Below are 11,651 nucleotides of genomic sequence, written 5' to 3'. Positions count from 1 at the left end.
GGGTTCAAGAAAGTAGGTGCATCTTACGAGGCGGACACGTACAGTGAAACTATGAGTTTGCGTACTGAATCTTTCCTGGTGGGCCTCATTGGTGACGGCATCACCTCCTCCCTGACCCCTCCCATGCATGAGGCGGAGGCGGACGCGCACGGGGTGCGCTACCTGTACCGCCCCGTCGACCTGGACGCCCTGAACCTGGATGGCGCCTCCGCCCCGGCGCTTCTGGATGCGGCGGCGCTACTCGGCTTCAACGCTTTCAACATCACGCACCCGTGCAAGCAGTCGGTCATGGAGCACCTGCACGAGCTTTCGGATGCGGCACGCGCCCTGGGCGCGGTCAATTGCGTAGTGATTGGCGAGGACGGCAGCTTCTACGGCGACAACACGGACTACTCCGGGTTCATTGCGGGATTGAAGCGCGGCCTGCCGCAGGTGGCGGAGAACCCGGCGCGCCTGGAGCACGTGGTGCAGCTGGGTGCTGGCGGTGCCGGTAGCGCCACGGCGTACGCGCTGTGCCGCCTGGGGGTGCGCCGTCTGAGTCTCTTTGAGCGTGACGCGGCGAAGGCGCAGGAGCTTGCGGAGCAGCTGGGCGGGCTCTTCCCGCAGACCCGGGTCGAGGTGCTGAGCGACGATGAGCGCTTGATTGAAGCTCTACTACAAGCTCAGGGTTTAGTGAACGCAACCCCGGTGGGTATGCACGTGCATCCGGGTATGCCGTTGAGCGAGTCGGCGCTGAACGCCGGGGTGTTGCGTGAGGGCCTATGGGTTGCGGATGTCATCTACCTGCCGCAACAGACGCAGCTGGTGCGCGCGGCGCGTGCCGCCGGGTGCGAGGTGCTGACGGGCGGCTACATGGCGGTGGGTCAGGCAGTGGATGCGTTCCGTCTCTTCACCGGATTGGAACCGAACGCTGAGCGTATGGCGGCGCATTTTGAGGCGCTGATTGCAGCTCAGCAGGGGGCTTAGAAGGTTAAACACGCAGGTGGGGTTGGATAGATATCTATCCAACCCCACCTGTATTTATTCTATATTCGGAATATATTCTGTGGGCTATGCATCCAGCTCAGCCAGGGACTTCTTGTACCCTTCACGAGCCGTCAGCGCACCCAACGCCACGAGCACACACATGGCAACCGTGAACATGGCGGGCAGCACCGCGTTATGCAGGTCGGCACCGGCGAGGCTCGTCGCCACGGCGGGCGCCACGCCTCCAGAAATTGCGAAGCCAATCTGGGTACCCAGCGCCAGGCCGGTCACGCGCACGCGGGTCGGGAACATCTCCGCATAGAAGGCGGGCCACACGCCGTTCGCCATGGAGTACAGCGCACCGTGCATGAGCACGCCGTAGGTGAAGATACCCACCCAGTTGCCCTCGGTAATCGCGCCGAGGTACGGGAACATCACCAGGGACGATGCAACCGCACCGGTAATGAACACGGGCTTACGACCGATCCGGTCGGCAAGCATGGCGGCGAGCGGAATCGCAATCAGGCCGAGGGTGTTGGAGGCGACCGGCACCAGCAGCATAGTGCTGCGGTCAAGGCCGTAACCCTTGGTGGCGAAGGAAAGCGCGAAGGTCGTGAAGACCATGTTCACGGTGTTGACCATGGCGCATACGGCAATGGTGAGCACGGCGCGCTTGTGGTGCTTGAAGACCAGCATGAGCGGGGATTCGGTGAGCTTTTCGCGCTGCAGGTATGCGGGCGGCTCGGAGAGGGTGCGGCGAATCAGCCAGGCGGTCACCACCACGAAGGCGGAGAGCCAGAAGGGTACGCGCCAGCCCCAACTGAGCAGGTGCTCGTCCGGCAGAGCGGCGAAGGGAATGAACACGGCGGTTGCCAGCAGCGAGCCGAACTGGGTGCCCTGCAGGGTCCAGCTGGTCGTGAAAGCGCGCTGATGCTCGTTGGCGTGCTCCAGGGAGATGGAGATGGAGCTTGCCTGCTCACCGGCGGCGGAGAGGCCCTGAATCATGCGGCAGATGACCAGCAGGGTGGGGGCGAGGATACCCGCCTCGCTGTAGGTCGGCAGGCAACCGATTGCGAAGGTGGCAAAGCCCATCAGGAAGAGCGTGAGCATCAGGACGAATCGGCGGCCGTAGCGGTCACCGAGGGGTCCAACGATCATGGCGCCGAAGGGACGCACAACGTAGGCAACGCCCACAACCACCATGGACTTGAGGATGCCGATGGCGGCGGTGTCTTCGGGGAAGAAGATGCGGTTGAGCACGATTGCGGCGGCGGTGCCGTAGACGGCGAAGTCGTAGTATTCGAGGGCGGAGCCTATCCAGCTGGCGAGGGCGGCTCGTCGTGGTGATCGGGCGGGCGCGTCGGTGCGTCGGCTCATGGGTGGCTCCTTCGGTGCTATACCCGTTGGGAGGGGCGGGGCCGCGGTGTGGGCGGCCCGTGCGGTTTGTCATTGTGTCCTTCCAGTGTAGGGAGCACCCCGCCTGTTTTCCATAGGGTTACCTAAGTTCCCAGGGTTTGAAGTAGGTAGAAACACGGAGACCGAGTGAACAATAAAGAAATTTGTAATTTCAAAAATACGCGACAGGACTTTCGCACCCCAACCCACGTAAAGTGAATATCACCTCGGCAGGAGTGTGCCTACCGAGCAGTCACGCCGACCAAGATAAAGCTGGTCGGCGTTTTTAGTGTCCAATTCATTTGCGGTAGCCCCGAACTATTGACTTCCCGGGAGGTTCATAGTGCGGGGCTACTGCCTTTCCGAAAGGATTTTATTATGTCCAAGATTGATCAGGCGATTGCATGGATGGAGCAGCGTAAGGGCAAGGTGACCTATTCGATGAATTATCGAACTGGCCCGCATTCTTACGATTGTTCTTCGGCTGTCTATTCGGCCCTACATGAGGCGGGACTTCTTCCGAAGAGTACGGGACTTGGTAGTACAGAGTCTCTGTTTAATGATTTGGAGAAGTACGGTTGGACTCAGGTTCGACCGGATGCATCGGGTAATTACCCGGCACGACGTGGCGACGTGTTTATTTGGGGTAAGCGCGGACAGAGTTATGGCGCTGCCGGTCATACTGGCATTTTCTATGATGACCACGACACGATTATCCACTGCAACGCTGGCCATAATGGTATTTCCATCAATCCACACGACACGATTTGGTCGTACAACGGTGGTCCCGCAATCACGATTTATCGTCCCCCGGCAGAAGTAAACGAAGAAGAGGTTATCTATCGAGCAGTTAAGAATGCAATGAATGCAATTTTTGATGAGCCTTTTGTTCGCCAGGGCGACCTCGCTAAAGCGCGATACGGTAATTCAACCATTGGCCTACGTGCCGTAGTTTATTGGTTTGATACTTCTATGATCCGCCTGGAGACCAGTCTGAAGGAGCTGGAGAATGCAATCCGAGCTCTCTAATGCATAGAGCCTCATAGATATATAACTATCAAAACTTGTTTTGGGTAGGGTCTATGGACCCTACCCAAAACAAGTTAAATTCCCATATATAACACACTCAACTATCAGCATATTTTCACTTAGTGAATTATTTGAGCAAAAATAAACTTCTATGAGTTGACTTTCAATTAAATACAAAAAATATTTATTAAATGTTACCCCCCCCCCATGATGAATATTAAAGACTAATTTACGTCTTTTATAAACATCGGATTAATCTTCTGCTAGGTTTTGATTCCAAGGAGGACTCATGAAGTACCCATCTCGGCTATGCAAAGGATGCCACGAGCCGACAGACACATATCGCACTGGTTGCCGCACATGCCAAGCGCGGCATAGGGCGATACGCCTCCACAAGAATCCCCGCATATCATCAGGGCAACCTATTTGTCCTAGATGTTGGAGAACCGCTGGCATCTCTCTTCCAGCCTGTAGTATCCAACCTGAAAATTACGGACAACGCATCGCAATAGAGAATCAGTGGAATCCCATATATTCCATCTGCCGTGCATGTATCCACGCACCAGAGGGTACCGTACCTCTTGATTCACCGCGGGTCTATCTTCCTGTCAACCCTCGAGCTCGACGAACTTCAAAGCAGCGAATTTACCCTTCGCGAGCAAATCCGGTTCTTTTTCTTGCGCTTTCTCATTGCACGCGTTGCGAGAAACCAATAGATGCGGATTCTCGACATGCCGGGCATCCCTTATGCCGCAAGCACTACCGGCAAATGAAGCAACAGAATGCGCACCAGGATACTGAAGCTCCAATCGGCAAGAAGAGCGGACAGGATGAATGGGCCGTTCATGATGCTGGTTTAGCATCATTCCTACGCGCACGGAGAAAACGCCTGTCACATGCTTCAACTTCCCTGCCAAGAAGCAGAAGCAGAGCAACCCTTTGTAGAGCCAACACTATGGTTCACACACCTTCCGCACTGTAGCGGATATCAATAATTCACTCATTTAGCAGAGAGGCTACATCATATGGCTACCATTTCGTCTGGCGAGCAACTGCAGCAGCATCTAATCGCTCTAACTGTGGGCACGCCAGTGAAGGACGCAGACCGTCAGTGTCTACATCGCACAAAGTTCCGTATTCCACGCCATCAGGCATTACTGGATGAGCTGGCAGATTATGTAGCCGGTGGTTCACGTACCGGAGGAGCATCCAGCACCAGCCGTTTTGGATGTCGTATACCTATTTCTGCTAATGCATTAGAAATTCAAGAGTCTATTCGTTCCGTTGTAATGTCCTCATTCCCAGGTGCACCGCTGAAAAATCAGGTTTCTGCGTGGATTCGCAATCACCTACATCAGGAGCTTCATGATGAGGCGTTAGCAACGACGACCAGTTGGATTCGGGCCATCGTCGCGTTGCGCCATCCCAGTCATGATTTGCAGGGATTTTGTCCTAACTGCGGGGAGCAGGAAGTCATGAAAACAAGCTGCGACGGCTCAACATCAATACGCCGATCTGCACTGTATTACACCGCTGAAAGGGCATCTTGTCGTTCTTGCTCTGCTATGTGGGAAGGGTTAGAAGGTATGAAGGCCTTAGCCCTATTACTTCATAGCCAGGACTGATACCGTCCGTATTAAACTTCTGCCTGTGAAAATAGGTAACCGTTCCAGTAGGATTACATCATTTTCCCAGGCAGATAAAGCTACCGCAGGAAGCTGTTCTTTATCTGCTGTAGTTCACCCCGTCAGGTTTATCCTGGCGGGGTTTTCTGTTAAACCGCAGCTATCATAGCTGCCCAACCGCCAAGGAGATTATCATGGCACCTATTTCTGAAAATACTGCATACCAGGCAGCTCATCGAGCTCTGACTGATGTGTATGATGCGCCTTTTGTGCGTGAAGGCGACCCTGCCGTACAGCGCTTCGGCCAGGCAAAAGTCAGCACTCGAGCTATCGTGGAATGGTTCGATGAGAATATGCTACGTCTTCACAAGCAAATTGCAGATTTGGAGAACCTTGTGAAGTCGAAGCGTCGTGCTTAGGCATCGTCCGGGGTGGCGTAAGCAACTCTATGCAGTGATTCCAGCAGCCACTGCTGTTCTACAAACCTACGGCATTCTATCGCAGGAGCAGGCTAGTGTGTGGGCTGGTCTCGCGATAGCCCTTTGGGGGTTGTGGATGGCATGGGTGAATACTGACCACAGTAGATGCCCTCCTACGCGACGGATGAAGCATCCAGCCGATTCACCACAGCATAAGGTTACTTTGTATAACCCGGAGACCTAGAGGTTCTTCACTCTACTAGAAATGAGGGGTTGAGCATAACTACTCGTTTGCTCAACCCCTCATCATTTATTTATTAAATATTCTCCAGCTCAGCATTGCCGCTATTCGACACAGAACGCGCCTGCCACACCATCGCACCCAAATGTACTAGCAGGCCAAGAATCGGCCCCACATACAGGGCAAGAAGAGTGCGAGTCAGAAGAGGCAACGGCGACACCGCCACCACACAAGCAACTACAGCCGCCAGCACCCAACCAGCCACATACGACCGGTGCATATTCAACGCAATCACCAGCGACCCCGACAACACCAGAAGCGCCAGGAAAGCAGAAGCAAACACCAAAAGCGCAAGCACCGGAGAAGTCACCACATGGACGTACGCTCCAACCTCTGAAGGCTTCGGCGGGTAAAGCAGACCAAACAGCCACGGGCCAAGCACATAAGCCGCCGCAGCGCCCACAAGACCCACGCCCAACAGCGCACCAGCAGGCTTCGCAAAAGCACGCAACGGATGGTTCTGTTGCTTCAAGAAAGCAGACACCGCCACGCCCTGAAAAGCCTGCAAAGGAATCATAATCGGCGAGCGCGTAATCGAAATCGCCAGAATCAGAACCGCCAAAATAACCTGCTGTAGCGGGTCGTTTGAATCGATGCTAACGTTCAGCAGAAGCGGCAAGCCCATCATAAGAACCGCGTTAGCAGTCGACGACCCCATCGACAGCGTGTAGTTATACAGCAGACGGCCCGAGGAAACATCCGCACGAGAGCTAAAAACTCGCCGAGCTTCTGGAAGCAGAAGCACCATCAGCAGCCACAGAAGTACCGGAGAAACCGTTGCGGCTTCAAGACCGATTAGATGTGCAGAGACCAGACCGACCGCACAGATAGCTACGATACGCCAAATAGCGTCGAACCCCGACACACTCGCGAAGAGGTACCAGCTTTCCTGGCCAGCAGACGCACCATAGAGAGTCATGTGCATGGCGTAGAGGGCCACACCGGCGCTCAGGAGCAGCACACCGCTAAACCCGCTCAAAGGAATCTGGGCAGGAGCCCACAGAGGGCTCGTCACTAAGGTCAACCCGCCCACAATAAGACCCACCAGAGCACCCACGGGGGCAATACGTGCACCAGTTTTACCGTCGCGGCGTGCAGTGCCCACAGCGCGGGTAGCTTCCTGCTGGATACCTACCACCACACCGTAGAGGGCAAAAAGAAGCGACCAGAAGAGAAGGAACTCCGTCAGGCTTTCGCCCTCCAGAAACCGTTTCACTACAACGGTAATTCCTAGAGAAGATAGTGCAGCTAAACCGGACGATCCCAAAATTGCCATCGAATGACCACGAGTCATTTTCTTCGGCTGGGACTCTGCCGATGATTCCACGCTATCTCCGTTCTCTACTGGTCGCACCTATAAGATTGAAGTCTTTACTTTACGATGTGCTCGGCAAGGTTCTTAACACCCTGCCACTTCTTCGCCAGGGCTGCCTTCGGCAGCAGAGTGAGCGCGTGAGCACGCGAAGAGAAGCGAATACGAGCCACGCGGGCAGCCTTCGTCCAACCCAGGGCAGTCATCTCATCAGCAATGGTGTTCATGTAACGGCGCTCCTCATCAAAGCGGGTACCCTCCAGGGCACGCCAAGACGAGTCAGAACCACCGTGACGGCGGTACATGAACGCAACCTGCGGGTCGTAGTACAGGGAGCCGCCACGCATCGTAATGTCGAGGATCAGCGCCATATCCTGCACAACGTTCAGGCCCTCACGGAAGCCGGTGCCCACGATAGCGTCCTTACGCCAACCCAAGGACGGGAAGTAGAACCACGCGCCGCGCAGCAGGGAGGTAGCCAGCTCCTCACCCTGCAGAACAGCCTCACCCTTGGGACGGTAGAACGCCTTAGTCTGCTCCACCAGAGTGTTCGACAGGCCGTTGTTCTCATCAATGACGACCACGCCGGGCTGGAAAATGGACGCCTCGGGGTGCTTAGCCGCCGCATCCACGAGCCACTGCACATAGTTGGGGAGCATGACGTCATCAGCACCCATGACGGTGACCAGCTCGTTCTCCACGAAGGTCAGGCACTTGCGGTAGTTCGCGTTCGCACCCAGGTTGGTTTCATTACGCATGTAGGTGATGCGCTCATCCTTCAGCGACTCGAACCAGCCGGGAATCGAGTCGTCCGGGTAGCCGTCATCAACAACAATCATGCGCCAGTCCGGGTTGGTCTGACCGACCACAGACAGCACAGCCTGCTTCATCATGGCGACGTCGCCGTAGTAGGGGAACAGAATATCAACGGTCATGAGGTATTACTCCAAGCTCAAACGTGTAGAAACGTATAAAAATCAGGGGCTTTAGGGCTTCTTCTGCTCTCGCTCCGTAGCGCGGGAAGCGCCCTGCGGCTGACGCTGAAGAGCCTTCAAAATCGCAACTTCTTCAGCGAGGGTACGCATATCATCCGTAATCTTCGAGATAGCCAGGGTCAAGTGCAAGCTAATACCCATCAGCATAATAATCGCCAGTAGGAACAGCAGGTTGACCGGGGTCTCAATACCCACCAGACGCGAGAGGGCATCCAAAAGCTTCGGGAAAAGCGCTAGCACAATCATGATGACGCCAACAATAAGCCACAGTGCAGCGTACTTTTCCTTCATCTTCTGGTTGCGTACCTGTGCCAGAACGAGAACCTCCATCACCACCACGATGAGAAGGAAAAAAATATTTGCGCTCATTTACTTAGACCCCACATTCGTTTTCTGGCGAGTCATCGACATGCCAAACGAGAAGAAAGAACGAACCAGGTACACCGCAGACTTCCACGGGCTCGAAGAAGGAGTACCACCCTGACGCTCACGCATCTCAACCGGCACCTGCTTAACAGTCAAGCCAGAACGAATCGCCATCACGCAGGCATCAATACAGTCACCCAGATACTCAGCAGGTAGATGCTCGCAATACTGCTCAATCGCCTTGCGGTCTGCCGCACGGAAGCCGGAGGTGGCGTCGGTGAACTTCTCGCCTGAAATCATCGTAAACATACGGGCCAGAACCACCATCGCCCACTTACGCGGACCAGACACCTTATAGTTCGTCGCCTCAGCAAAGCGGGAACCGATCGAGATGTTGACATCCTCCAGGCCAGCAAGCACAGTGCGGATACCCTTCGGATCATGCTGACCATCGGCATCAACCTGAATTGCGCGATCATAACCGGCCTGGCGAGCATACTTGTAACCGGTCCGCAAAGCGCCACCGATACCCATGTTGTAGGGAAGATCAATCACGAAAGCGCCAGCAGCGCGCGCAATCTCAGAGGTGCGGTCGGTGGACCCATCATTGACGACCACCAGGTCGACCTCAGGCATCATGCGGAAAAGTTCCTCAATCGTCCCGCCAATCACCTCCTCCTCGTTCCATGCTGGCATGATAATGAGTGTTCGAGGAGTCTGCGAAAGTACCTCAGAGTTCATGCAGTGCTTATACCTTCCTGCTTTCGTGTATGTGTATGTCGGCATACACTGCGGGCATACCAAATTCCATCTTATCAGTACAGACGGTACAGGTTTAAAGGATAACGAAGGGGCGACGCCATACACGCCGCCCCCCAATTATTTAAACCTACACCCGCGAGGATAGAAATCCTATGCTAAGAGTTATCACACGCGGTGATACGGTACAGAACAATAGGGCCCGAAGAATATACCGGTGTCATCAAATCAGTGGCGCTAGCCTCCACCAGAGCATCGTAATTCTTCTGGGCACCAGGGCCGAAGTTCAGCTGGTTCTCCATATGTACGTACCAATAAGCACGGTATTGCTTTACCTCACGACACACCTCGGGGTTCGTGGCGGCATCCTTCAAATCATTGATGATTGCCGCGTACTTCGGAGAGGTCTGGAACTCAAAGTGGTAACTGGTCAAGTGACGATCAGCCAGTGCGTATATAAAGGGGCTTCCGTCCCAGGGATTATTCACAATAGTGTCACTCTTGGGAACAATCTTCGGAATCTCATTAATGACGTTCAACTCATCCTGGGTCACAACCACAGAAGACGGCGTTACCCGATATTCCTTCGACACAGCCAACGTTGTCTCCTGCACCGAAGGAACACGCGAAGTCAGACCGGCAAGAACCAAAACCAACACCGCGGCAACACCCATTCCGGCCGTCGCCACATTCAGACGCGCCGTACGTGGAACGCGACGGACTATCCAGGTGAGCAGCCCCTCCACGAAACCACCCAATCCAATACCAGCCAGAACTGCTGAGGGGAATACGATTAGCGCCGCCAAGCGGAAGTGGTCAGTGTACCAGGGGCCCACCATCAGCAAACGGAAGTCACCGCGCGGCACAGTAGCCGCAATAATCCACAGGTAACCAATCAGTGCCCAGCTAGCAATCAGCCACAGGTTACGGCGCTTGTATAGCAGATACCCGACACCCCATAACGCCAGGAAACCCACTACATGAGAAGGATTGAAAGTATCACCCAGCTGATTACCATTCTCCAGGCCCAGGAAAAGGAACTGATAAAGAGCATCACCTTCGCTCAAGATGGGGAACCACGAACTACTAGCCGCGTTATCGGGGCGTAGCACTACCCAAGCACCCACGCATCCGATTGATATACCTACCAGCAGAAGGCTACCCATTTGCTTCTGCCGCGAGGTCAACTCGTGCGAGCGCACTACTTGTACCACACCAGCTAGCAACATCGGTAGAGCAAAGACCACGGCGGACACCACAGCATTCGGATGTACGAGCGCTAGACCCGCGATGCTCACCAGGGCTGATAGCCCCAGAGAGAGTAGAACCGAGAACTCGCGACGTAACAGAGCTTGAACCAAATGCGCCATTAATGCCACAAACGTAGGTAGCAGAGCGTACCCTAGAAGGTTCGGGAAGAGAACACCCCAACGCAGGAGGAGACCGGGAAACGCTGCAAAACCACCAATTATTGCAGGGATGGCAAGCGCCTGGAGGCGGCGAAGCTTCGGAATGCTCAAGCTGAACGCTACCAGCGAGCAAGGCCACACGAAACTTGCTGTCAGAAGCACCGTCACAATCGTTGCCGTCGCAATGCTAGTGCCAGTCGTACTGTAAATCAGCGATACAAAGTCGTGCCAGCCCGCCGGGTAGAAGGTAGGCTCCTGGTCCGCTGCACTCACAGCACCCATCGTCAGGCTGGAAGCGTCGCCGTGCTCCTGAATCCAGCGGATTGCATTCATATGGAATGAGTTATCCAGGCTCTGCGAGAACGCCTCAGGCCCGTAGACCATGTCCTCGGTCATGTGCAGCACCAGGAATCCGCCTAACACAGCACCCACCACCGGCCATGCCACAGGAACATCATTACCCGGCCACGAGGCAGACGCCAGAGCAGGCCAACGGCGACCCACCAGCCACATGAGACCAGCAGCCGCAGCCACCATCACGGCAGCGACCGGCACAAAAGAAATCAGGCTCCACGGAATGCCGGTCTTACCCAGCACAATCGCAGAGACAGCCACCAGGGCAAAAGTCAGCAGCGGCGCATAAAAAACGCGCAGACGTGCAGGAACACGCAACGCCCAGCCCATCGCATAGCCGGGGCCGAAAGCCAACACGACCGCAAAAAGTAGCAGCGGAATAGTTGCCAACCAGCTCATTAACCCTCTTCTCCCCACAGTTCACGCACCGAAAAACCCCTCAAATACGGGGCGCGGCGCGCTTTCGAGTACCTAGCAAGGATACCCCAGAGGCTTCTTTAACCCGGCGAAACCCCGCAGAAGAGAGAGGGACAGCACCCACAACCCGCCGTTCGGAACCTTTCACCGGGAACCCTATGGGACACCACCGGCACACCCCCAAACGGCGAAGAATATGACGTAATATTTCACACCCTACGTCATGAAAGGTGCACCTAAGAAACATAGGGCAATAAATAAGGTGTTCACCACCCTTTAGCTTTACCCTGAAACATATCTCCCC

10 protein-coding genes are annotated in these 11,651 nt (G+C 55.1%); 4 read left to right on the top strand and 6 right to left on the bottom strand.

Annotation, left to right across the window (positions count from 1 at the left end):
- Positions 1 to 51: 51 nt before the first annotated feature.
- Positions 52 to 966: a shikimate dehydrogenase gene (locus O3649_RS07595; protein ID WP_070615773.1), complete on the top strand. Its 915-nt coding sequence runs from the start codon at positions 52 to 54 to the stop codon at positions 964 to 966.
- Positions 967 to 1,050: 84 nt separating this feature from the next.
- Here O3649_RS07595 and O3649_RS07590 read toward each other — a convergent pair whose 3' ends face one another.
- Positions 1,051 to 2,343: an MFS transporter gene (locus O3649_RS07590; RefSeq protein WP_070615771.1), complete on the bottom strand. Its 1,293-nt coding sequence runs from the start codon at positions 2,341 to 2,343 to the stop codon at positions 1,051 to 1,053.
- Between the two features lie 396 nt (positions 2,344 to 2,739).
- Here O3649_RS07590 and O3649_RS07585 point away from each other — a divergent pair, with 396 nt between their 5' ends.
- From O3649_RS07585 to O3649_RS07575, 3 genes are all read left to right on the top strand, one after another.
- Complete coding sequence (locus O3649_RS07585) at positions 2,740 to 3,390, top strand: peptidoglycan amidohydrolase family protein (protein WP_070687028.1); 651 nt, start codon at positions 2,740 to 2,742, stop codon at positions 3,388 to 3,390.
- A gap of 1,025 nt (positions 3,391 to 4,415) precedes the next feature.
- Positions 4,416 to 5,015 (top strand): hypothetical protein, encoded by a 600-nt coding sequence (locus O3649_RS07580; protein WP_141754931.1) that lies wholly within the window; start codon positions 4,416 to 4,418, stop codon positions 5,013 to 5,015.
- A gap of 194 nt (positions 5,016 to 5,209) precedes the next feature.
- Entirely contained in the window at positions 5,210 to 5,434 is a 225-nt protein-coding gene (locus O3649_RS07575; protein ID WP_005504194.1) for a hypothetical protein, read from the top strand.
- Between the two features lie 317 nt (positions 5,435 to 5,751).
- Here O3649_RS07575 and O3649_RS07570 read toward each other — a convergent pair whose 3' ends face one another.
- From O3649_RS07570 to O3649_RS07550, 5 genes are all read right to left on the bottom strand, one after another.
- A complete protein-coding gene (locus O3649_RS07570) occupies positions 5,752 to 6,951 on the bottom strand; it encodes a hypothetical protein (protein ID WP_314360745.1) in 1,200 nt (399 codons plus the stop codon).
- Between the two features lie 155 nt (positions 6,952 to 7,106).
- Positions 7,107 to 7,982, bottom strand: a complete 876-nt coding sequence (locus O3649_RS07565) for a glycosyltransferase (RefSeq protein ID WP_070678820.1) — start codon at positions 7,980 to 7,982, stop codon at positions 7,107 to 7,109.
- Between the two features lie 51 nt (positions 7,983 to 8,033).
- Entirely contained in the window at positions 8,034 to 8,411 is a 378-nt protein-coding gene (locus tag O3649_RS07560) for a DUF2304 domain-containing protein (RefSeq protein ID WP_070674230.1), read from the bottom strand.
- The gene (locus tag O3649_RS07555) at positions 8,412 to 9,149 is read right to left on the bottom strand and encodes a glycosyltransferase family 2 protein (RefSeq protein ID WP_070678822.1); all 738 of its coding nucleotides are present in this window, start codon (positions 9,147 to 9,149) and stop codon (positions 8,412 to 8,414) included.
- Positions 9,150 to 9,325: 176 nt separating this feature from the next.
- Positions 9,326 to 11,329 carry a DUF6541 family protein gene (locus O3649_RS07550; RefSeq protein ID WP_315354728.1) on the bottom strand — a complete coding sequence of 668 codons (2,004 nt, stop codon included), beginning with the start codon at positions 11,327 to 11,329 and terminating at the stop codon, positions 9,326 to 9,328.
- Between the last annotated feature and the right edge of the window lie 322 nt (positions 11,330 to 11,651).

The organism is Rothia sp. 27098_8_29 (assembly GCF_041432785.1).
GTDB classification, from domain to species: domain Bacteria; phylum Actinomycetota; class Actinomycetes; order Actinomycetales; family Micrococcaceae; genus Rothia; species Rothia mucilaginosa.
Note: the sequence above shows the minus strand (reverse complement) of the source record. Positions and strands in the feature narration are given on the sequence as shown.